Genomic DNA, 21,483 nt, shown 5'->3' with positions numbered 1-21,483 from the left:
ATAAGCAAAACATAGCGCCATACTCGCATTTTTCAACACTCTGTCTCTAAGTGTGAACACTGGCAATCGAAACTGTAATGAGCAACACTATATGAAGGCACTTTTCCATACAGTTAATAAAGAAAGGCAAAACTAATGGCAACACCCCACATCGCCGCAGAAAAGGGAGATTTCGCGCCAGCAGTTCTCTTCCCCGGCGATCCGAAGCGCGCCGAACGCATCGCCCACATGCTTATGGACGATGCCCGCCTGGTTACGGACGTGCGCGGGATGCTTGGATTTACCGGCACAGTTGACGGCAAGCCTCTTTCGGTTATGGGCTCAGGAATGGGACAACCTTCGGCAACCATCTACGCAACGGAGCTCTTTCGCGAATATGGTGTTGAGAGAATCATCCGCGTTGGAACCTGCGGCGGCATCGCTCACAACGTTGCAGTTGGCGACGTTGTGGTTGCTCTAGGCGCGCACACTGACTCTGCAATGAACACCTACCGCCTGCCTGGTCTTCACTTCTGCCCGGTTGCCTCGTACGACCTGATCCGCGCAGCTGTTGACGCGGCGAGCGAAACCGACAACGTTCACGTTGGCACCATCATTTCTCGCGACCACTTTTACCTAACGCCCGAAGGCCAGGTTGAACGCCTGGCAAACTATGGAGTTTTGGGCGTAGACATGGAAGCCGCCGCACTCTATGGAGTGGCCGCCGAGTTCGGCAAACAGGCCCTTACGGTCCTAACGGTTTCCGACCACCTACTCGATCACTCTGGCGACATGAGCGCCGAAGAGCGTGAGACTAAGTTCCAGGGCGCGCTAAAGCTCGCGGTAGCGGCAGCATTTGCTTAAACCTGAACCATAGGGGGGGGCGCCAGGCGGCGCTCCCCTTTTTTGTCCCCACAAGGCTCAAACCCGTCCCCGTCCACACCACCGCCCCCATGCCTTCGTCTGGCTTCCTCGTAGGCTTACTTTTTGCTTGAGAGGAGAAATAATGACTATTCCAAAATGGGCAGATGCCAACGAAGAGACAAGAAGGTACTACACCGACGAGTGGGGACGCCTTCCAGAAAACGACGACGCCGCATTTGAAATGTTAAGCCTGTTAACTTTCCAAGCCGGATTAACTTGGGCGACTGTGCTTTCCAAACGAGAAGCACTTCGCTCAGCGTTTAGCAACTTCAAGGTCGAAGCGGTGGCGAAAATGAAAGATGAGGATGTCGCCAGATTGCTAAAAGGCGATAGCCCAATTAAGAACGAGCGCAAAATTCGGGCGGTTATCCAAAACGCTGGAGCCATCCAGGAGTATCGCAGCACTGTACAACACGAGAAGCGAAAGAACGCCTTTCTAGCCGTGCTCGAAAACTCCGCGGGGAAACCTGGGGGTTGGCCGGTCTACGGCGAGGAGCAAATGACACTGCTTCGCCACTTTTTTAACGACTGGGGGTTTACTTTTACAGGCCCAAAGCTGATTCGAGCTCTAGTGGAATCATTCGATCTCGCCCTTCCCTGGCTACAGGAAGAGCCAATAATCGAGAGCGGTTTAAACACTATGCAGATAGTTGTTGATCCTGTTAATAATCATGTCTAGTGCAACCAAATTCTGCACTCCATCAGGAATAATGATGTCGGCTTTGCGTTTAGAAGGCTCCACGTAGAGGTCGTGCATCGGCTTTACAGTTTCCAAGTACTGCTTTTCGATTGAGTCAATCGTGCGGCCACGCTCAACCATGTCGCGACGTACGCGGCGCAAGATGCGTTCATCGGCATCCGTGTCCACGAACAGTTTGATGTCAAACAGCTCGCAAAGCTGGGGAAACACGAAAAGCAAAATCCCTTCTACAATTACAACGGGTTGAGGCGCGATTTCCTGAACCTCTTCACTGCGGTTATGAATGGTGTAGTCATACACCGGGCATTCGATGGGATTTCCGTCGATCAACTGACGGAGCTGTTCGATCATCAGATCAATGTCGAATGCCGTGGGCGCGTCATAATTTAGGGCTGCGCGCTGCTCATAGGTGAGGCCGGTATGCGACTTGTAGTAGTTATCGAGGTAGACAACCGCAGTGTTACCTTTAAATTCCTTCACAAGCGCCTTAGTCAAAGACGTCTTACCGCTTGCTGTTCCGCCTGCAATACCAATGACGAGCGAACGCACGTTGCTACCCCGATCTGCGAGATTTTTTCTAAGTCTAGTGGATAGTGGCGAAAACGCCCGCATTCACAAACTGCAACTAGAGCATCCATGCACGTGCGCTTGCCTTTAGAAACCAATCTGTGAGACCCAAGCGCCTGCCCCTCCACACAAACTGCCACTATTATGTGAGTTGAATCACACTCGTGCCCGTTAGTCGGCCACTCTTGCCATAATCGTATACGAATATATGTACGACCGGTTCGGCGGAACGGTCCGCCGCCCACAAAGTAGTGAGGAATCATCGTGCAATTTCACCACCATGGTTACGTCTCTGAAAACCCCCGAGTTAAAGTTGCTCAGGGCCTCGGAATCGACCGCCCCGCAGAACTCCCCGATGAAGTTGATGTTCTGATTGTTGGCGCCGGTCCTGCGGGCATGCTGATGGCTGCCCAGATGTCAGTTTTCCCCGACATCTCTACCGCGATTATTGATAAACGTGCCGGCAGGCTCCCTCTTGGACACGCCGATGGAATTCAGGCACGTTCGGTTGAGACCTTCCAGGCATTCGGTTTTGCGCCGGAGATCACCGCAGAGGCCTATAAGATTGTTGAGACTGCATTTTGGCAGCCGGATCCGGAAAACCCGGATCATATTAAGCGTATGCACCGCACCGAAGACGATCCTCATCGCATTTCTGAGTTCCCGCACCTGATCGTGAACCAGGCCCGCGTGCTCGACTACTTCCGCGAGTTTGCCTATAATTCCCCCTCGCGACTCGTCCCAAACTGGGGCTGGTCGTTTACGGGCCTAGAGTTCCACTACGAAGATGAGTACCCGGTTACAGTACACCTAGTTGGCACCGGCCCGGACAACGAGGGGGAAACTCGCACGGTTGCTGCGAAGTACGTGCACGGCGCGGATGGCGCTCACTCCCAGGTTCGCAAAGCCATCGGGGCGCGCCACCTGGGTAACGTTCAATACCAAGCCTGGGGCGTTATGGACGTCCTCGCGAATTCTGACTTCCCAGATATTCGTCTCAAATCCATCATCCAGTCCAAGCACGGATCGATCCTACACATTCCCCGTGAAGGCGGTTACCTGTTCCGCACGTACGTGGATCTTGGCATCGTTGACGAGAATGACAACCACGCGGTGCGCAAGACGCCGGTGGAAGAGATCATCCGCCGGATGAACGAAATCGTTTCCCCATACTCGATTGACGTGAAGAACGTAGCCTGGTGGTCCGTCTACGAGGTGGGCCACCGCGTAACAGACAGATTCGATGAAATCCCCACCGAAGAGGTTGGAACTCGTGATCCGCACGTGTTCATTTCGGGTGACGCTTGCCACACGCACTCGGCTAAGGCCGGCCAGGGTATGAACGTATCGATGCAGGATGCGTTCAACCTCGGCTGGAAGGTCGCGCACGTTTTGCAGGGGCTGGCCCCCGCTTCCTTATTGCAAACCTACACGCAAGAGCGCCAGGTCATTGCACAAAACCTAATCGATTTTGATTCCGAATGGTCAGCGCGTGTTGCGGGCACCTACAAGGGTCCGGGCGCTGATATTCCGATCGAGGACTTCTACTTAGAGACCGGTGAGTTTTCGAACGGTTTCCGCACCGAGTACCCCGAGGGACTTCTGGTTGGTTCGAATACCTACCAGGACTTGGCAAAGGGCTACACGCTTGGCAAGCGGTTCAAGTCCGCGAAGGTTGTGCGCCGGTCGGATTCAAATCCGATTCACTTGGGCCACACGCACGAGGCTGATGGTCGCTGGCGCATATACGTATTCGCTGACAAGGAGCGCGCCGCGCCTTCGGGTACTAAGGTCGCCGAGTGGGCTAAGTGGATGGACGAGTCAGCTGACTCCCCCATTAATAAGTTCACTCCAAAGGATAGCGATCGCGACGCCCTCTTTGACGTTAAGATCATCTACCAGCAGGATCACCGCGATATTTGCCCGGGCGATGTTCCCGCAATCTTCAAGCCCGAAAATGGTCCGTTTGGACTACAAAACCTGGAGAAGATTTTCGGCAAGCTTCCGAAGGGCCTATGGCACGGATTCGATATGCCCGACACTGATATCTGGGAAGAGCGCAAGCTTTCCGAAGACGGTGTGGTAGTGGTTGTGCGCCCAGACATGTACGTGGCTCAAGTTGTGCCACTGGACAAGCCCGAAGAGATCGGTGAATTCTTCTCGAAGATCTACATCGAACAGAATTGAGCGGCATAGTTTTTGGGGGAAGCGCGTTTGTGCTTCCCCCAAACCATTTGGGTAGCATTCCTATTAGCGGAAAGTGATTGAGTTTTGTCCCTTGAGGTCAAGACTGACATTTACATCGTCAATGTCTACGACTTCGCAACCCAGGTCTAGCGTGACCTGTTGGCCGGGTAGTACGGGCGTGGGTGGAAGCTGTATGGCTGCGGACTCCTGTGAGCCAACTATTGGCGCGCTAACCCCGCCAGAGACAACAGAAACCGTGACGTGGTCGGTCCAAAACTCTTCCTCGCTTACGTTTTCTACTGTGATTGGAAGGGTTACAGGCTGGCCGTGATCGCCCATATAGGTACCAAGCGGCTGGGGTTTGCCAACACTAACCCGCACGCCGGCCTCGACTTCTACGAGCTCACCAAACGAAGCTGCCTTTGAGACTGCTCCCCCAGACTGTAGCGGCGATAGCGTCTGTGAAGATGCGGTCGTATTTTGAGTTGAGCCTTTGAGGTTGGAGTCTTGCCCACCACAACCGGCAAGTGCCAGTGCGAGTGAGACCGTGCTTGCTAAAGCCAGTGCGATTTTGCTCGTTGAACCCATAGTCTCCTCTGGTTGGCGCCCACCACGCTTTGCGGGCTCTACGCGAAAAGATGGTCCAGCTTGTCCTTGAGCTCGGGAGTTAGACGCTCCAGAGCAGTTAGTGCACCAAGGTTTTCCTCTAGCTGTTTTGCAGACGAGGCGCCAAGGATCACCGTAGAAACGTGTGGATTTGCCGCAACCCAGGCGAGTGCCAGTTGCGCTGGGGACACCTCGAGTTCATTCGCCATAGCTACCAGAGCACGAACGCCCTTTTCGTGCTTGCGGGCCTCCTCTGCGATCGATTCACGCCCCTTCAGGGTGGCCCGCGACCCCTCGGGAACACCGTCAAGGTATTTACCGGTCAAGATTCCAGAGGCCAGCGGGCTCCAAGTAGTGAGGCCCAGGCCTATGTCCTCATATAGGCGAGCGAACTCGCTTTCTACTTTATGCCTATGGAGCAGGTTGTATTGCGGCTGCTCCATGACGGGTTTACGCAAGTTCCTGCGATCAGCAATTTCGTAGGCCGCGCGAATCTCATCGGCAGACCATTCAGAAGTGCCCCAGTAGAGGGCCTTGCCCTGACTGATCATGTCTGAAAATGCGTAAACAGTTTCTTCAATGGGCGTGTTCGGATCGGGCCTGTGCGCATAAACCAGGTCCACATAGTCCAAACCAAGACGCTCCAAGGAGCCATCAATTGCCTGCATCAAATACTTACGGTTAAGCGTGTTCTTCATGTTCACCATGTCGTGAATTCCCCAGAACAGCTTTGTGGAGATGATGTACTCGTGGCGCTTCCAACCGAGCTCGCGGATAGCCTGGCCCATTATTTCTTCAGATTTACCGAACGCGTAGGATTCTGCGTTGTCAAAGAAGTTCACGCCCGCTTCGGCGGCAATCTGAAGCTGTTCCTTGGCGATACCCGTGTCAACTTGGCTTCCAAACGTAACCCAGGAGCCAAAGCTGAACTGCGAGACCTGTAGGCCCGAGGATCCTAAACGGTTGTACGGCATTGAAGGCAGAGATTTGTTCATACAGCCAATATAACGCGTAAAAGACGGGGGCACCCCAGCTGCACTCCCCGTCTGTTGTGGTTTCTATTAGCGGATGTATGCTCCGGTGGGATCGAAAACAATCTCTTCGGAGGTGCCGAATGCTTCCCCATAGGCCTTGACTGCGGCAATAATCCAGTCCACCAGACCCCAAATGCCAAGCGTCATCCAGTTGCAGAAGAACTTGACGAGACCGAGCCCCACCTGTCCGCGCATGAAACGGTCAACACCAAACCCGCCCAGCAGGAATGCTCCAAGCCAAACGAAGAGGTGCTTGTTCACGCGCTTGTATCCGGCCGCCACGTACGGATCGGCGTACATGTTGGGATATGTCTCGTGGTTTTGCTGACCGGCATACTGCCCGCCAGGCTGCTGGGAGTATGAGGGAGGCGGCGCCTGGTACTGGTTAGAGTAATAGTTCTCGCCCGGGCCGGGCACCTGCCCCTGGTTGCTGTTGTTTTCCGGATAGCTCATTGGAAACCCTCCTCATCTATTCTGCTGCACACCAAGATATAACACTCTTTGAGGTTCTTAGCTCTGCGTGTCTCTCACGCCAGATTGTTGCGTTCAGTTTTGCTGCGCGCTTTGCTCGCATTTACTTGAAGTCGGTCGGCGCGAAAGCTGGTTAGCTAACGAGAGCGAGCACAATCGCGAACACTCCTGTACCCGCTAGGAGCGACCAAAGCACCTTGCGGAAAGTCAGGTGAATACCAAGGGTGGTTATCACGCCTGCAGCCGGAGGCAACCACGATTCCACGCTGGTGAACGTTACATCCTGGAGGGTGAAAATCACGAGGATGAGCATGACTCCTGCCGGCATGGCTGCGCCCAGGTAGACAAGCGTTTGAGAATCACGCACGCGAGTTAAGAAAACGAAAGGCGCCGCGCGCAACGAAAACGTTATGACAAAGACGGTAGCGACAATGCCGATAATATAGCCGGTCATGGCATTCCATCCTTTCTTCCGCCGTCCGACATCGCGGTGACTGGCTTCAGGCGCGAGACAATAAGCAGAGCCACTGTGAGAGTGGCGAGAGCAACGGGCAAGTAGATCGATCCCGGCAGCACGAGCAGGGCCACACCGATCACTGCCGCCAGCGCGAAATCGAAGCGCGCCCGGTTAGCGAGGTAGGCCTCGAGCATTAACACGACGAACAGCGAGGTCAATACGAAGCTGAGAATGCGCGCGTCAATCGGCACAGCCAGTCCGATTAGCGCGCCAAGCGTACATCCAATAGTCCAGGTGGCGTGAGCGAAAACTTGCGTCCACAGCATCCTCTCTCTCCCGTCAGTTCGGCCTTTGGTTTCGAAGCGATGACAGCATAGACCTCATCGGTAAGAGCATGAATCGAATAAATTCTCGCTACCTTGTTTTTAACGAGGTCAAGCGGGAAACTGATCCCGTAAAAAACGTGCCGGAATTGGATCAGGAGGGTCGCAAGCGCTATCGCCGCGATCGGTTCACGCGCCGCGATCATCGGCACTACGAGATATTGCATCGAGCCGGCGTACATGAACAGTGAGAATATGGGAGCCCACCACCAGTCCAGACCCGCGCCCGTGAGAGTCATGCCCATCCCCATGCCGAGGGGAATGTAACCCAGGGTTACGGGGAGGGCGTCTCGGGCCCCCAAAACCAGTGGAGAGTGCGTGGCTGCGGACATACAAAAAACCTATGGTGGCTCTTGCGGCCGGGCAAAACCAGTCCACCACGTGGGCAACGCCACCATGAAACTGCTCACACACATGGAGGGCAAGGCTCCACACCTATCGAATAACGAACAAAAAGTGTGGGGACCAGTTCAGTTACGAACTAGTCCCCGCACCGCTCAACATTCACAATGGGTAATCAAGTTTCAGCAATCACGCCTATCGCGTTACCAGCCGCGTTCGGCAAGGCGGTGCGGCGCAGGTAGATCAGCCACGTTGATCCCAACCATGGCCTCTCCCAGACCGCGAGAGACATCGGCAATGACCTGCGGATCGTCGTAGGAGGCGGTCGCCTTGACAATAGCCACAGCCCGCGCCTTCGGATCGCCCGACTTGAAAATACCGGAACCCACAAACACGCCATCGGCGCCGAGCTGCATCATCATCGCCGCATCAGCCGGGGTAGCCACGCCTCCGGCCACGAAGAGCGGCACTGGAAGCTTGCCCTCGCGAGCTACCTGAGCCACCAGGTCATATGGGGCAGCAAGCTCCTTGGCAGCCACATACAGTTCATCCTCAGTCAGGTTCACCAGCGCCGCGATCTCCTTCTTGATCTTCCGAATGTGCTTGGTGGCCTCCGAGACATCACCGGTGCCGGCCTCACCCTTTGAACGGATCATCGCAGCGCCTTCGTTGATGCGACGCAAAGCCTCACCGAGGTTAGTGGCACCGCACACGAACGGCACGGCGTACTCGCGCTTGCTGATGTGGTTGACGTAGTCAGCGGGGGAAAGCACCTCGGACTCATCCACCCAATCAACCCCGAGCGTCTGCAGCACCTGGGCCTCCACGAAGTGGCCGATGCGAGCCTTAGCCATTACGGGGATAGACACGGCGTTAATGATCCCCTCGATGAGATCCGGGTCCGACATGCGCGCCACGCCGCCTTCAGCACGAATGTCCGCAGGAACACGTTCAAGTGCCATGACGGCCACAGCACCAGCATCTTCAGCAATCTTGGCCTGTTCGGCCGTTACGACGTCCATAATGACGCCGCCCTTCAGGCCGTCAGCAAGCACGAGCTTTTCGGGTTCAATCATGTAACTCATAGTTCCTATTCTCACCCACCTGTGGACTATTGTTAATACCAGTTTTAAGTTAGTTTTTTAGACCACAATGCGAATGCGTCGGAGGATTCCGTGCCATCAATTCCTGCTTCTATCGTTGCAGATATTCGTAAACGCTTGGAAGACGGCTCGCTCACACCCGGTGACCGACTTCCCTCAACGCGCGCGTTAGCTAACGAACTCGGGGTGTCGCGAGGCTCGGTTGTTAGTGCGTATGAGCAACTTTCTGGCGAAGGCATCTTGCTATCCACACCTTCGGGCAGTCGCATTCACCCGGACCTTGCGATCACTGTGCGGACGAGACATTCGCGACTATCTAAGCACGGTGCTACGCCGGTTGTGCCGACCCCGAGTTTGCTTCGTCCCGGCGCTCCTTTGGAAGCTCTCACTACTTCCACTTGGCGCGGGGCCTGGCGCATGGCCGTTGCTGAGCCGCATGCGTACCCAAGCCCGGGTTCGGACCGCCTGCGTTACCTACTTGCCGAGCATTTCCGGCTCACGCGGGCCGTGTCCATCGACCCGCAATCCATACTCATCACCGCCGGCGCCCGTGATGGGCTGCGCGCTACCCTTGCCGCGCTCGCAGCCATGCGTCATTCCAACCAAGCCTCCCCGTTAGAGATGCGCGCGGCCACTTTGCATACACCACCTCAAGGCAACTGCCTCGCTGTAGAAAATCCGGGGTTCGGTTCTCTTCGCGCAGTGCCAGCTTCGATCGGCTGGGAAACAACGTTTCTGCCGACCAGTGGTGACGGCTTGTTACCTAAAGCGTTGCGCGACCTGTCCCCCGACGCCGTTCTCACTACCCCTAATCACCAATTTCCATACGGTTTACAAATGTCGGCCAAGAGGCGGCGCGAGCTCGTGGAGTGGCGCCGCGCCACCCCGGGCGCGTTCCTCATTGAGGACGACTACGACTCTGAGCTACGCGCTACTCACCCCGCCCTCGTGGCGCTGGATCCTGCTGGTACGGTACTGCTTGGCTCATTTGCGAAAACGCTCACTCCTGCCTTGGGATTGGGATACGTCATCGTGCCTCAAGCGCTACGCGAGGGCATCGCGGCCAGGCTCACCCCCGTCTGTGGAATAGCACAAGATGCGCTCGCCAACTTCCTCGCTGCTGACGGTCTGCGCCTGCACACCGCTCGTATGCGCCGCGAATACAAATTCCGTCGCGGCGTTTTTGAACGGATTTTCCCTCAAGGCCGCACCATGGATGGGAGTCTAGGAGCGATCATCGAGCTTTCCCCGAACGTCGAAGAGGAGGTTTTAGCGGACGCTCACGAGGCCGGACTAGCTGTAGAATCACTGGGCAAATACTGGTCGGGGCGAGCTGGCACGCCTGGAATAGTTGTTGGCCTGGGCGCAGGAAGTCGCGAAAAACTAACCACGGCACTAAAGAATCTACGCCAGATCGTGCCCAAGTGAACAACGTGAGTCCTTTCCAAGCAGACTCCAACATGTACTTGGTGTATCGCCCGCGGCAATATGTGGAAAGTACACCTTTGATGCTCACTATCAGGCCAGACCCGGCGTAACGCTTTTTCAAACCTGCCGCCCTCCCGCAATCGCCGTCAACTAATCACGAGACGCAACACTGCCATCACTTGATCTTCCATGAGAAAATGATCGAGTGGACAACGAAGACGATTTCACTGAAACACTACTCCCCACTAGTCGGTAACTGATTTCTCAGTCCAACTAATGGGGAGCAGTACAACGAAACCACGTGTACCTCATTCTTAGGCCACTCCACAAGCCCTGACGCTCACGCATCTCCGCTCTCGATGGTGACCGGTAGCGAAATGGCAGGTCAGCCAAACGCGAGCATCTTGGGCAGGGCCGGTCGAATTTCTACGGCATGATGCACTGGACAACAGGCGGGACTCCTCGCGTGCAAAATCTTGGAATCAACCTGTAAGTCTTGCAGAGCGGAGTATTAACCGTCTACTAGCTTGTCTATAGCCGTATGAAGTTGTTTTTTCGACGGGAGAGCATGAACGCGCTCAACCAGACAATGATTCCCAGGAGCATATTCGCCACGATGAAGAAGAAAGCATTGTTCACTTGATCCCCGAGCCCGATAACAGTGACGGGGATACTAGCTGAATACAGGTTGACTATCGAGTCGCTCGAGGTCACTCCTAATAGCCATTGAGCCTCTGGCGCAACCTTTTTAAGCATCTGCACACAAGCAATCACTGCGAGCAGTATGGTAACCGAAAAAACAAACCAAGCCGATAACAGATAAGGAAAACGGGTGCGAATATTTTTCAATGTGTACGATACGAGCAGCATCAAACCAAGGCCAGTGAATATCGAGACGATATATCCGAGAAGATTAGCTAACTGCACCATCCCATCAACCGATGAGGACTTTGCTAATGGTAGGAGCGTAGCACCATAGCTGCATAGGAGGTAGAAGCAGAGTACGAGCATATTGCAAACAGCTAAACGCCAGCGCGACAAAGAAGAAAGCAAGAGCAAACGATCATCACAAGTGCCAGTGAGCCGAAGCACGGCATCTAACGCATACAGCGTTATCGCAATTTCGAGAAGCATAACGCCAATACCGTATATTTGCTGCACCACTAGCTCATCTGACACAACCCGAACGATTGCTAGAGCGATAATGACCATGATTAACGGAATCATGACCCGCCCATGTTTGGCTGCCAAAAGACGAAAATCAGTCATTCTTAACATGGCCCGATACGCTCCTCTTGTAAGCCAGCTCTAAATCGCCATCGCCGAAATCTCGCAGATGGCTAGCAGTATCATAAGTCAACAGTTTCCCATCTGAAATAAGAACAATCTCATCGAAAATAGAATCCACGCCATTGATCAGGTGAGTACTAAGCAACAGCGGAGCGCTAGGAATACGATATTTCTTGATCAGAGCAAGAAGATGATCTCTCGTGAGCGGATCAACCCCTGCCAGCGGCTCGTCCAACACATAAAGCTTAGGAGCCCTAGACATAATCAACGCAAGATGAAGGCGTTCACTCATCCCTTTTGATAGCTCACTCACTCGGGCTGATGACAAGAAAGAAGCCCCCTCAAGAAACTCTTCAAAAGCACCAGTCCTGAAATCATCGTATCGGCTACGAAACAAATCAACGCATTGCGATACTCGCAACCACGGATACAAAAAAGGTTCATCGGGAAGATAGCTCACCGCTACACGATGAGGAGCCACGATTCTCCCTTGGACCCTAGCAATATCCCCCACAATCGTGCGAAGCAACGTGCTTTTACCGGCTCCATTCGGACCAAAAAGCCCCACCACTCCTGCCTCAGCGCCAATGCGAAAATCATCCAAACGTAGCGCAAGATGCTTGCCATAGCTCACAACCAAGTTCTGCGCTTTAACCACAGCATCCATTGACCTCACCCAACTCGAAACAGTAAAAGCAGACTGAAACAAAAACGAAGAACAATTGCCCCAGCAGCAACAATTGATTTTAAGTGAATTGTTTTGGGCAAACTACCTGCATGAAGCGTCATCTTCGCATTGCAAATAAGGCAAGAAGGAATACTCATGCACACGAACACAACACGAGCAACTCAAAACGCGACTTTCTCGCGCCGTAACAGGCAAAAACCTGCCCTCTACCAACACATCCTGTCCGACCTCGCAGTTAAAGCAAACCAACTCAAAACCCCAGTTTCGCCCACCACAGCAACCAAAACTCGGAATAAAAGCAACACCAAATGTCCTATAGCCCAACTATTACGCGCAATCCCGATATTGAGGCAGAATCAGAGATTTCGGTGCAACCAATGCAAAACAAAACCTGCTGGCGCGTCGACGTATCAACACCAGCGGGCGGTTAGTGGAGCTAAGGGGATTCGAACCCCTGACCTCTTCCATGCCATGGAAGCGCGCTACCAACTGCGCCATAGCCCCTTAAACAAGTAACAACTATACAGAACAACTCTGCCCTAGCCAAACCGGCACCTGTGCGACCGCTCACGAGCACGCCGCTACCGATAAGCGGCGATCACGCCCCTATGTTGTGGCCTACCAAGCGCCAGTACGGGGACCTATCTGCCTGCTCAAGAATCGACCAGTGACAGTTGTCGAGGCCGCGCAAGCCAGACCAGGAACCCGGCGCGATCCCGAGCATGTGGGTAATCCCCTGCGTAATAGCCGAACCGTGCGACACAAACACGTACGTGCCCGGCCCGGTGGACACCACTTCTTTCACCGCTTCGGCGAAGCGCTCCCCCACGTCCTCGCGCGATTCAACTTGCGCTTGCGCGCAATCCCCACTCGAACGCCAGTCGCGATACCACTTCGGGTGCTGGGCCAGCATCTCATCGCGGGTCATCCCTTCAAACGCGCCGAAGTTGCGCTCGCGAATGCGCGGGTCCGCAACCACCTCCAGCCCCACGTGTCTCGAGATCTCCAGCGCCGTATCCATTGCGCGCGAGAGGTCAGATGAAACAATCACATCGGGCTGTAGCGCCGCCACCAAAGGCCCCATCGAGGCCGCCTGCGCCCGCCCCGCCTCATTTAGCTCAATATCAATCACGCCCTGAACGCGACCTCCAATATTAAAGTCCGTCTGGCCGTGCCGCACAAAAATCACGCGAGACTTAGCAAGCGATGCGCCACTCATGGAAGCAACTCAACTCCTCAAAGCTCAAGAACCGGGCAGTCTGCCCACAAACGCTCCAACGCGTAAAACTCGCGCTGCTCTTCCAACTGAACGTGAACCACGAAATCGCCGAAGTCCATAAGTACCCAGGAAAGCTCCTCGCCACTTTCCACGCGTGGGCGCCTTCCCCCAGCTTCTAACACCTTATCGGTGACCTCGTTTGCAATAGCCTGCACCTGGCGACCACTCGACGCAGAAACGATCAAGAACACGTCCGTAAACGGAGTGCGCTCGCCAACCAGGATCGCAACCGGGTTAATACCTGACTTATCCTGTGCGGCCCTAACCGCAACCTGCAGGTACTGCCTCGTCGAATCACTAAGTTCCAAAATCTACCTTCCGGAAATAAACAACTATTGCCGATATAAACCGTACTTATCTATGTACTGCACAACCCCGTCCGGCACCAAATACCACACCGGCTTGCCAGCCTTCACGCGCGCGCGACAATCCGTAGACGAAATTGCCATCGCGGGCACCTCCAGCAAAGACACTGACGCCGGAGGAAGCCCCTTCGCGTTCAGCTCGTGGCCCGGCCTTGTCACGCCAATAAAATGTGCCATCTCAAAAAGCTTGTCTGAATCCTTCCACGTGAGGATCTGTTCCAGCGCATCCGCGCCGGTAATAAAGAAGAGGTCAGCATCCGGCCTCATTGCATGAATATCGCTCAACGTATCAATCGTGTATGTGGTGCCCCCGCGGTCAATATCAACGCGTGAAACCGTGAAGCGATTATTCGAGGCCGTTGCAATCACCGTCATCAAATAGCGATGCTCCGCAGACGTAACCCTGCGGCCCTCCTTGAACGGTTGCATCTGAGTGGGAACGAAAACCACCTGATCCAGATTGAACACGTCCATTACTTCCGAGGCCGCAACGAGGTGCCCATGGTGAATCGGGTCAAACGTACCGCCCATCACCCCAATGGACGGCCTATGATTCAATACCTCGCCCTTCACGTGCCTCACATTCAATCCAAATACCGGCCGCTAACTACTTCCCTATCCTACGGGTTTGAAAGGATGCCGGAAGCGTATACGCATTACTCGTCCGGATCGGTCCAAACTCCGGCTTCACGGTCCATCCAAAGCTCGTCGCGAGCCGCCTGCTTTGCATCCATACGCTCGTGGAAACGCGCCTTGCGTTCGCGCCTGGTCAGGCGCTCGCCGCCCTCAAACCGCATGTCTGAACCGCGTGGGCCAAGCAACTCGGCACCTGTCTCCATGGTCGGCTCCCAATCGAAAATGACACCATCCTCAATGGATCCAATCACCACGGGATCACCAGGCAACGCACCCGCCTGTGCCAAGAGGTCTTCCACTCCCGCCAAACTCAAACGATCTGCCAGGTAGCCAACCGCTTCATCATTTGCGAAATCAGTCTGCAAAATCCAACGCTCGGGCTTGCGGCCTCGAACCTGGAACAAGTCCTGCCCAGCGTGAGAGACCTTGCGAACCGTAATGACCTCATCACGTTCGCGTCCGCCAATCGCCTGCGGACGCAATACCGTGGGTGCGGGCTCGATCTCGGGCATCGAGTCACGATGATCCTGCACCATCTTCGCAAGCGCGAAAGACAGCTCCTTCAAGCCCTCGTGCGTTACCGCAGAAACCTCAAAAACCGGCCAGCCAAAAGCATGTAGCTCCTCGCTTTGCATATGTGCCATATCGCGACCATCGGGGATGTCGATCTTATTCACCACAATCGCGCGCGGACGCTCCCCCAAAGGCACATAGCCTTCCAACTCGCCCAAATCGGAACGATACTGAGCTAGCTCCTCTTCAATCGTCTTGAGGTCCGAAACCGGATCGCGCTCAGGCTCAAACGTTGCCGCGTCCAAAACGTGCACAATCACAGACGAGCGTTCAATATGACGCAAAAACTCGAGACCAAGTCCCTTACCCTCCGAAGCTCCTGGAATCAGGCCCGGCACATCCGCAATGGTGTAGCGAATCTCGCCCGCCTGCACAACCCCCAGATTAGGAACCAGTGTTGTAAACGGGTAATCCGCAATCTTCGGACGGGCAGCCGACATGGCGGCGATAAGCGAAGATTTACCCGCGGATGGGAAACCAACCAGCGCAACGTCAGCAACCGACTTCAGTTCCAGAATGACCGTGCGTTCCTCGCCCGGCTCACCCTTCAACGCAAAACCCGGAGCCTTGCGTTTACGAGAAGCCAATGCCGCGTTGCCAAGGCCTCCTCTACCACCCTCAGCGATGACCACGCGTGTCCCCACCTCGGTCAGGTCAGCAATGAGGGAGCCATCCGCCTCCTTAACCACAGTGCCGATGGGAACGGGAAGCACAACGTCTTCCCCATTGCGTCCCTCTCCGTCTCCCCCAAGACCCGGCGTGCCATTTTCAGCTTTACGGTGCGGAAGATGATGGTAGTCCAGCAGTGACGTGGTTTGATCCGAAACCTCGAGAATCACGTTTCCACCATCTCCACCATTTCCCCCGTCAGGGCCGCCAAGTGGCTTGTACTTCTCCCGGCGGATTGATGCGGCGCCGTGGCCACCATTGCCACCGGTCACGTACAAGGTCACCCTGTCAACAAATGACGCCATAGCTACTCCCCTACACGGCAAGCTTCACAACTTCGGATAATAAAACTATGAGGGTGATGGGAAACCCCGATCACCCTCAAAGTGTTAAGACTAGTTAGGCAGATACTGCCTCAACCACGTTAACGACGCGACGATTGCGCTTGTTCGCGAACTCAACATCACCTGCAACCAAGGCGAAAAGCGTGTCATCCTTGCCGCGACCTACGTTTTCACCAGCGTGGTAACGAGTCCCGCGCTGACGAACTAGGATCTCGCCGGCCTGCACAAACTGGCCTCCGAAGCGCTTGATGCCGAGACGCTGGGCATTAGAGTCGCGACCGTTCTTGGAAGAACCGAGTCCCTTCTTACTTGCCATCTTTCAGCTTCTTTCTGTCAGTCCTAAACCGAGTTTAGGAACACCAACTACTTGATGCCAGTTACCTTGATCTTCGTCATGGGCTGACGATGACCTTGGCGCTTGCGGTAGCCAGTCTTGTTCTTGAACTTGATAATAGAAATCTTCGGCCCCTTGGTGGGCTCAACGATTTCAGCGGTTACCTTAACCTTGTCGAGCTTCGACACGTCCGCGGTTACCTTGTCACCGTCGACCACCATTAGGGGCTGGAGTTCGACAGTATCGCCGGGTTCTCCTGCCAACTTGTCGACGACGACGACATCACCGACGGACACCTTCTCCTGTCGGCCGCCGGCCTTGACGATCGCGTAGACCACGTTGCTACTCATCTCTTAATAGATTACGAATTAATTATGCGTTCGAAGAAACGCACCGACGATCAAGACTACTGCAAACGCGCGTAGCAATCAAACGAATTTGCTCGTTTTGCCACTCACAGGCATGTGGGATTCACCACCGGCGCCACGCGCGTGTCGCCTTGAGTTCAGTTATCCTCTTCTCTACCCGCATTCGGCTGCGCCATTACCGCCCTCCGGGACTTCTTTGCCGGGCGAGCAGAAGCATCTGGCAGCTGAATGTCGTCGAGGCTCACAGCTGCGGGCCTTCCAATCTTTCCGGTCTTCACCGGTTCGGGTAGGTCGAGCTTCACCTTCGGGTTTCCAACCTCCATGGTGACTGCTCGCCGTGGCCGTTTGCGCACCACTACTGCGCCCTCCCCCGAATGCTTTGGAGCTTCCAGAAGTTTCGCGACCTTCGGCCCTGCAGTCAGTTCTTTAGGCTGACTATCCCCGGACGCACTCTTGTACCGCTCTCCTTCCTGCTTAGGGGTATCCTCACCCGCAGACTTTGCGCCAGTCGCCGTCTCGCTAGCATGCTTAGAACCGCGCCTGTTGCCCGACCGGTTGCCAGACTTCTTCGACTTGGTCGCCTCGTCGCTACTCTCTTGCTCCGCAGAAGCATTTGGCTCACTAGCCTCCCTGGCGGCAGACTCAGCGGATCCGCTTCCCAAGTTCTTGTCATCGCGACGCTTACGGTTTCTTTGTCCCCGCCTGCGATCAGACTTCTTCGAGTTCTTCTCCGCCTCTTCCTCGTCATCATGATGCTTCGAGGCAGCCGAGGCCGCGATAGCCGAAAGCGCGGCTTTCACTTCCTCGTGCTTTTGGTCAGATTCCGGTTCTTGTACCGGTTCCGCCTTCTGTTTCTTCGGCGCGATCGGATGGCCAGACTTGTCTTTTTCTACCGGGTTCGAATGGACGATGAAGCCCCGTCCCTCACAGCACTCACAAGGGGTAGAGAATGCCTCCACCAGCCCCTCGCCAACCCGTTTTCGCGTCATTTGCACGAGTCCGAGGGCAGTAATCTCCGTAACCTGGTGGCGCGTGCGGTCACGCCCCAAACACTCCACGAGCCGGCGAAGCACAAGGTCACGGTTAGACTCGAGCACCATGTCAACGAAGTCGATGACGATAATTCCACCGATGTCGCGAAGCCTGAGCTGACGCACGATCTCTTCAGCCGCCTCCAGGTTATTCATAGTGACTGTCTCTTCAAGCGTGCCGCCCGAACCAATGAACTTACCCGTGTTCACGTCAATCACAGTCATCGCTTCCGTGCGGTCGATAATCAGTGAACCACCCGAGGGGAGCCAGACCTTATTATCCATTCCCTTCGCAAGCTGCTCATCAACCCGATGCGAGTGGAACACGTCCTCTCGCTTCGTCCAATGAACCAGGCGATCTTCCAAATCCGGCGACAGCTTCGACACGTACTCGCTGATGGTCTTCCACGTACCAGCGCCCTGCACCGTCAGCGAAGCAAAATCCTCGTTAAAGACATCGCGTACCACGCGAACAGCCAGTTCCGGCTCCGACCGCAGCATTACAGGAGCTTTTTGCCCCTTCTTCTGCTTCTGAACAACCTCGTCCCACTGCGACCGCAGGCGATTCACATCATCGCGCAACTGTTCTTCCGTAGCACCTTCCGCAGCGGTCCGGACGATTACTCCCGAATCCTTCGGCACGATCTTAGACAGCAGCTTTTTCAGACGCGCCCGCTCCTTCTCAGGCAATTTGCGAGAAATGCCCGTCATCTGCCCATCCGGCACCAGCACTAGAAAACGACCCGCCAACGTGACCTGCGAAGTCAGACGCGCCCCCTTATGCCCAATCGGGTCCTTCGTTACCTGCACCAACACGGTGTCGCCAGATTTTAGAGCCTGCTCGATGCGACGCGGCCTGCCCTGAAATCCAAGGGCCTCCCAGTTCACCTCACCGGCATACAAAACGGCGTTACGACCCTTACCAAGATCAACGAATGCAGCCTCCATCGACGGCAAGACGTTTTGTACCCGACCGAGGTAAATGTTGCCCACCATCGTCTGTTGCGTGCGCCGCGCAACGTAGTGCTCAACCAGCAGGCCATCTTCCAGGACGGCGATCTGGTTCAAACCGTTCTTTTCCCGCACGATCATCTCGCGCTTCACCGACTCGCGACGCGCCAAGAATTCCGATTCGGTTACCACCTGGCGACGACGATTCTCCAGGCGCCCTTCCCGCCTTCGCTGGCGTTTTGCCTCTAGACGCGTGGAACCTTTTACGCCCTCAACCTCGTTAGACAGTTCAGAAGCCGAGTCGTCTTCTGCCGAGGTACGCCTGCGCCGACGCCGACGCACCGCCGTGACTTGTTCTTCGTTAGATTCCTGCCCCAAGCGTTGCGAGCGATCATCACCGTTCTCATCGTCATCGAGCGTGGACGAGGCGTCCGACTCTTCTTCCAGCTCTTCTCGGCGCCTGCGCGAGTTGCGGTTACGAGCGGGACGCTCGTCGTCACCCTCACTTTGGATGGGGTGAGAAATGGTCGGGGCCTGAAACAGTAGCGTAGCCGCAGCAGCCACAGGGACCTTTGGCCCTTGCGGAGCGTCCTCATTTACTCCTTGCGCACCCGAGAAAACGGGAGCGCTTCCGCCGTGCGAAAACGGTTCCGATGCGAACCCTTTTTCGGCCCGGTCAGCCTCATTATTATTTTCTGTTGTCACAAGTCTTCTCCAGTTAGCGCAGGGCTCCATACCAAACTCCTGCGGCAGCCGTCTTACACAGACGGAAACCTAAACGGTGCGGCCACGACGGCCTGCACAGGCACTAAACAGGGAGAAAACATCACCTGCACGCGCCACTTTCACGGTATGGTGAAAGCATCTACAAAAGGAATTATCGCACAATATATAAAGTTCGGCCGAATACAGGCGGGCGAGAAACGAAAATGCGCTTTTAAACACCATTTTCACGATCGCAAATTCGCCCCGAGGAACAACGAACGCTTCACGAAAACATTTTTAAGAAACAACAATATTTTCTAATTATTTTTTTGTATACCGTTTTGTTACCTAAAAATGTCGCTGTGAGCCGTTTAACAGGCGCGTTATTGCACGCTTTGTCATATAGAATCTCGATTTGAAGACATTTTCTCTTCACGCACCTTGTTTTCATGCTTAAAGTGGTGTTTAAGACGGGTCGTCGAAAATCGTCGGCCTTAACCTATCAACTCGGAAAGGCGGAAACATGACCGTCCTCCCAGCAGCACTCGATGCAGTGTTTCTGGCGCGGTGGCAGTTTGCAATCACAACTGTCTACCACTTCCTACAGGTACCCCTAACTATCGGTCTGGGCCTGCTGGTTGCAATCATGCAAACCAAGTGGCACAGAAGCGGTAATGAGGTCTGGCTGCAGGCAACGCGATTCTTTGGAAAACTCTTCCTGATTAACTTCGCGCTCGGCGTCGCCACCGGTATTGTGCAGGAGTTCCAGTTCGGCATGAACTGGTCTGAATACTCCCGCTTTGTCGGCGACATCTTTGGCGCACCGCTTGCAGTTGAAGCACTGCTTGCATTCTTCATGGAATCGACCTTCCTTGGCCTATGGATCTTCGGATGGGGCCGCATCTCAAAGCGGATGCACCTCGTTGCGATCTGGCTCGTGGCTATTGGCTCCACACTGTCAGCCGTATGGATCCTCGCTGCAAACTCCTGGATGCAGCACCCTGTAGGCGCCTTCTACAACCCGGCCACCGGCCGTGCAGAACTTGACGGAGCTGGCGGCTTCTTCAAGGTCATCTCCAACCCCGTGCTCTTCCTCGGTTTCACGCACGTTCTTTTCACCTCCCTGTTCGTAGCTGGCACCTTCGTTGCCGGCATCGCGGTGTGGTGGACGGTGCGAGCCGCGAACGCTGGCGAACACGGCGAACAGGAGGCACGCGAGATCTGGAAACCGATCGCAAAGTTCGGTGCCTGGGCCCTAATCATTGCGGGTATCGGCACCATTGCTACCGGCCACTTCCAGGGCGTAGAAATGGTCAAGCTCCAGCCAATGAAGATGGCGGTTGCTGAAGGTATCTGTATGGATACCGAAGGCGCTGCCTTCACCGTCGCAGGCTTTGGGGAATGCCCGCTCGACGACTCGGGAGACATGACCCGCTTCATTACCGTTCCTGGTCTTGCCTCGTTCCTTTCGCATAACTCGTTCAATGCGGAAGTAGAAGGCGTGCGCGACATCCAAGACCGTATGGTAGAGATGCTCAACGCCAACGAGTCGTTCACATCGCGCTACGGGGACGCATCGCAGTACGACTTCCGTCCCCCGTCGATGCCCGTGTTCTACTCGTTCCGCGTGATGGTTACGCTCGGCCTCATTTCGATGCTTCTGGGCCTGGGCATCCTCTACTGGTACCGCGGTGAAAACCTCGCCCGCTCCAAGTGGATGGCGAACTTCGCCCTCTTCTGCCTGCCGTGGCCGTTTATCGGCGCATCCGCAGGTTGGATCTTCACCGAAATCGGCCGCCAGCCATGGGTGGTATACCCGAACATCGCTGGCGCGCTGAACCAGGATCCAGTAGGTGGCGTGCTGCAACTAACCGAGTTTGCCGCATCGGGCACCGTCCCGGCCGGCCAGGTGCTGGTAACCACGGTGCTGTTCACCCTCCTATACGGCGGGCTCGGCGTGATCTGGTTCCTGCTTCTGCGTCGCTGGGTGCGTGAAGGCATGCACGTGCCCTACTCGAAGACGAATGAAGTAACCCCCGACACTCATCTGTCGTTCGGATACTGAGGAA

General features: G+C 55.2%; 22 protein-coding genes and 1 tRNA gene. 5 read left to right on the top strand and 18 right to left on the bottom strand.

Features of this window, described 5'->3' with window-relative positions:
* The first annotated feature begins 135 nt into the window (after positions 1-135).
* Together deoD and HMPREF9238_RS08505 are read left to right on the top strand one after the other, a co-directional pair.
* A complete protein-coding gene (gene deoD, locus HMPREF9238_RS00495) occupies positions 136-843 on the top strand; it encodes a purine-nucleoside phosphorylase (protein WP_016443475.1) in 708 nt (235 codons plus the stop codon).
* A 142-nt stretch (positions 844-985) separates the two neighbouring features.
* Entirely contained in the window at positions 986-1,582 is a 597-nt protein-coding gene (locus tag HMPREF9238_RS08505) for a DNA-3-methyladenine glycosylase I (protein ID WP_016443474.1), read from the top strand.
* Here the strand turns inward: HMPREF9238_RS08505 and udk are convergent.
* Complete coding sequence (gene udk, locus HMPREF9238_RS00485) at positions 1,535-2,152, bottom strand: uridine kinase (protein ID WP_040316410.1); 618 nt, start codon at positions 2,150-2,152, stop codon at positions 1,535-1,537. The genes HMPREF9238_RS08505 and udk overlap by 48 nt on opposite strands.
* Before the next feature lie 282 nt (positions 2,153-2,434).
* Here udk and HMPREF9238_RS00480 point away from each other — a divergent pair, with 282 nt between their 5' ends.
* A complete protein-coding gene (locus HMPREF9238_RS00480; RefSeq protein WP_016443472.1) occupies positions 2,435-4,357 on the top strand; it encodes an FAD-dependent monooxygenase in 1,923 nt (640 codons plus the stop codon).
* Positions 4,358-4,420: 63 nt separating this feature from the next.
* Here HMPREF9238_RS00480 and HMPREF9238_RS00475 read toward each other — a convergent pair whose 3' ends face one another.
* From HMPREF9238_RS00475 to pdxS, 7 genes are all read right to left on the bottom strand, one after another.
* Entirely contained in the window at positions 4,421-4,945 is a 525-nt protein-coding gene (locus HMPREF9238_RS00475; RefSeq protein WP_016443471.1) for a hypothetical protein, read from the bottom strand.
* Between the two features lie 38 nt (positions 4,946-4,983).
* Entirely contained in the window at positions 4,984-5,958 is a 975-nt protein-coding gene (locus HMPREF9238_RS00470) for an aldo/keto reductase (protein WP_198009449.1), read from the bottom strand.
* 66 nt (positions 5,959-6,024) lie between these two features.
* Positions 6,025-6,450 carry a TM2 domain-containing protein gene (locus HMPREF9238_RS09005; RefSeq protein ID WP_016443469.1) on the bottom strand — a complete coding sequence of 142 codons (426 nt, stop codon included), beginning with the start codon at positions 6,448-6,450 and terminating at the stop codon, positions 6,025-6,027.
* Positions 6,451-6,601: 151 nt separating this feature from the next.
* Complete coding sequence (locus HMPREF9238_RS00460) at positions 6,602-6,922, bottom strand: branched-chain amino acid transporter permease (protein ID WP_016443468.1); 321 nt, start codon at positions 6,920-6,922, stop codon at positions 6,602-6,604.
* The gene (locus HMPREF9238_RS08500; protein WP_016443467.1) at positions 6,919-7,176 is read right to left on the bottom strand and encodes a hypothetical protein; all 258 of its coding nucleotides are present in this window, start codon (positions 7,174-7,176) and stop codon (positions 6,919-6,921) included. Before HMPREF9238_RS08500 ends, HMPREF9238_RS00460 begins: the two co-directional genes overlap by 4 nt.
* An 11-nt stretch (positions 7,177-7,187) precedes the next feature.
* Positions 7,188-7,640, bottom strand: coding sequence for an AzlC family ABC transporter permease (locus HMPREF9238_RS00455; protein WP_016443466.1), 453 nt, complete (start codon positions 7,638-7,640; stop codon positions 7,188-7,190).
* A 213-nt stretch (positions 7,641-7,853) separates the two neighbouring features.
* Positions 7,854-8,735: a pyridoxal 5'-phosphate synthase lyase subunit PdxS gene (gene pdxS / locus HMPREF9238_RS00450; RefSeq protein ID WP_016443465.1), complete on the bottom strand. Its 882-nt coding sequence runs from the start codon at positions 8,733-8,735 to the stop codon at positions 7,854-7,856.
* 90 nt (positions 8,736-8,825) lie between these two features.
* Between pdxS and HMPREF9238_RS00445 the strand changes: the two genes are divergently transcribed.
* Positions 8,826-10,181 (top strand): aminotransferase-like domain-containing protein, encoded by a 1,356-nt coding sequence (locus tag HMPREF9238_RS00445; protein WP_016443464.1) that lies wholly within the window; start codon positions 8,826-8,828, stop codon positions 10,179-10,181.
* A 531-nt stretch (positions 10,182-10,712) separates the two neighbouring features.
* Here the strand turns inward: HMPREF9238_RS00445 and HMPREF9238_RS00440 are convergent.
* From HMPREF9238_RS00440 to HMPREF9238_RS00395, 10 genes are all read right to left on the bottom strand, one after another.
* Positions 10,713-11,459 (bottom strand): hypothetical protein, encoded by a 747-nt coding sequence (locus tag HMPREF9238_RS00440; RefSeq protein ID WP_016443463.1) that lies wholly within the window; start codon positions 11,457-11,459, stop codon positions 10,713-10,715.
* Positions 11,443-12,138, bottom strand: coding sequence for an ATP-binding cassette domain-containing protein (locus tag HMPREF9238_RS00435; RefSeq protein ID WP_016443462.1), 696 nt, complete (start codon positions 12,136-12,138; stop codon positions 11,443-11,445). Before HMPREF9238_RS00435 ends, HMPREF9238_RS00440 begins: the two co-directional genes overlap by 17 nt.
* Before the next feature lie 452 nt (positions 12,139-12,590).
* Positions 12,591-12,663 (bottom strand) — tRNA-Ala (locus HMPREF9238_RS00430).
* Between the two features lie 94 nt (positions 12,664-12,757).
* A complete protein-coding gene (locus HMPREF9238_RS00425; protein WP_016443461.1) occupies positions 12,758-13,378 on the bottom strand; it encodes a histidine phosphatase family protein in 621 nt (206 codons plus the stop codon).
* A 17-nt stretch (positions 13,379-13,395) separates the two neighbouring features.
* Positions 13,396-13,746, bottom strand: coding sequence for a ribosome silencing factor (gene rsfS / locus HMPREF9238_RS00420; RefSeq protein WP_016443460.1), 351 nt, complete (start codon positions 13,744-13,746; stop codon positions 13,396-13,398).
* A 24-nt stretch (positions 13,747-13,770) separates the two neighbouring features.
* Positions 13,771-14,385, bottom strand: a complete 615-nt coding sequence (gene nadD, locus HMPREF9238_RS00415) for a nicotinate-nucleotide adenylyltransferase (RefSeq protein ID WP_016443459.1) — start codon at positions 14,383-14,385, stop codon at positions 13,771-13,773.
* Positions 14,386-14,459: 74 nt separating this feature from the next.
* Positions 14,460-15,986 (bottom strand): GTPase ObgE, encoded by a 1,527-nt coding sequence (obgE, locus tag HMPREF9238_RS00410; protein WP_016443458.1) that lies wholly within the window; start codon positions 15,984-15,986, stop codon positions 14,460-14,462.
* A 94-nt stretch (positions 15,987-16,080) separates the two neighbouring features.
* Entirely contained in the window at positions 16,081-16,341 is a 261-nt protein-coding gene (gene rpmA / locus HMPREF9238_RS00405; RefSeq protein WP_016443457.1) for a 50S ribosomal protein L27, read from the bottom strand.
* A gap of 47 nt (positions 16,342-16,388) precedes the next feature.
* Entirely contained in the window at positions 16,389-16,709 is a 321-nt protein-coding gene (gene rplU / locus HMPREF9238_RS00400; RefSeq protein ID WP_040316408.1) for a 50S ribosomal protein L21, read from the bottom strand.
* 155 nt (positions 16,710-16,864) lie between these two features.
* The gene (locus HMPREF9238_RS00395) at positions 16,865-19,444 is read right to left on the bottom strand and encodes an Rne/Rng family ribonuclease (protein ID WP_016443455.1); all 2,580 of its coding nucleotides are present in this window, start codon (positions 19,442-19,444) and stop codon (positions 16,865-16,867) included.
* Between the two features lie 493 nt (positions 19,445-19,937).
* Between HMPREF9238_RS00395 and HMPREF9238_RS00390 the strand changes: the two genes are divergently transcribed.
* Positions 19,938-21,479 (top strand): cytochrome ubiquinol oxidase subunit I, encoded by a 1,542-nt coding sequence (locus tag HMPREF9238_RS00390; protein WP_016443454.1) that lies wholly within the window; start codon positions 19,938-19,940, stop codon positions 21,477-21,479.
* The last annotated feature ends 4 nt before the right edge of the window (positions 21,480-21,483 follow it).

This window comes from Gleimia europaea ACS-120-V-Col10b, assembly GCF_000411155.1.
Classification (GTDB): domain Bacteria; phylum Actinomycetota; class Actinomycetes; order Actinomycetales; family Actinomycetaceae; genus Gleimia; species Gleimia europaea_B.
The sequence above is the reverse complement of the archived record's forward strand: the minus strand, read 5'-3'. Positions and strand labels throughout refer to the sequence as shown.

Excerpts from the sequence above, each read along its gene's own strand:
- deoD (WP_016443475.1), top strand. The coding sequence starts at position 136 with ATGGCAACACCCCACATCGCCGCAGAAAAGGGAGATTTCGCGCCAGCA.
- HMPREF9238_RS08505 (WP_016443474.1), top strand. The coding sequence starts at position 986 with ATGACTATTCCAAAATGGGCAGATGCCAACGAAGAGACAAGAAGGTAC.
- HMPREF9238_RS00475 (WP_016443471.1), bottom strand. The coding sequence starts at position 4,945 with ATGGGTTCAACGAGCAAAATCGCACTGGCTTTAGCAAGCACGGTCTCA.
- HMPREF9238_RS00470 (WP_198009449.1), bottom strand. The coding sequence starts at position 5,958 with ATGAACAAATCTCTGCCTTCAATGCCGTACAACCGTTTAGGATCCTCG.
- HMPREF9238_RS09005 (WP_016443469.1), bottom strand. The coding sequence starts at position 6,450 with ATGAGCTATCCGGAAAACAACAGCAACCAGGGGCAGGTGCCCGGCCCG.
- HMPREF9238_RS00460 (WP_016443468.1), bottom strand. The coding sequence starts at position 6,922 with ATGACCGGCTATATTATCGGCATTGTCGCTACCGTCTTTGTCATAACG.
- HMPREF9238_RS00455 (WP_016443466.1), bottom strand. The coding sequence starts at position 7,640 with ATGTCCGCAGCCACGCACTCTCCACTGGTTTTGGGGGCCCGAGACGCC.
- pdxS (WP_016443465.1), bottom strand. The coding sequence starts at position 8,735 with ATGAGTTACATGATTGAACCCGAAAAGCTCGTGCTTGCTGACGGCCTG.
- HMPREF9238_RS00440 (WP_016443463.1), bottom strand. The coding sequence starts at position 11,459 with ATGTTAAGAATGACTGATTTTCGTCTTTTGGCAGCCAAACATGGGCGG.
- HMPREF9238_RS00435 (WP_016443462.1), bottom strand. The coding sequence starts at position 12,138 with ATGGATGCTGTGGTTAAAGCGCAGAACTTGGTTGTGAGCTATGGCAAG.
- HMPREF9238_RS00425 (WP_016443461.1), bottom strand. The coding sequence starts at position 13,378 with ATGAGTGGCGCATCGCTTGCTAAGTCTCGCGTGATTTTTGTGCGGCAC.
- obgE (WP_016443458.1), bottom strand. The coding sequence starts at position 15,986 with ATGGCGTCATTTGTTGACAGGGTGACCTTGTACGTGACCGGTGGCAAT.
- rpmA (WP_016443457.1), bottom strand. The coding sequence starts at position 16,341 with ATGGCAAGTAAGAAGGGACTCGGTTCTTCCAAGAACGGTCGCGACTCT.
- rplU (WP_040316408.1), bottom strand. The coding sequence starts at position 16,709 with ATGAGTAGCAACGTGGTCTACGCGATCGTCAAGGCCGGCGGCCGACAG.
- HMPREF9238_RS00395 (WP_016443455.1), bottom strand. The coding sequence starts at position 19,444 with ATGGAGCCCTGCGCTAACTGGAGAAGACTTGTGACAACAGAAAATAAT.
- HMPREF9238_RS00390 (WP_016443454.1), top strand. The coding sequence starts at position 19,938 with ATGACCGTCCTCCCAGCAGCACTCGATGCAGTGTTTCTGGCGCGGTGG.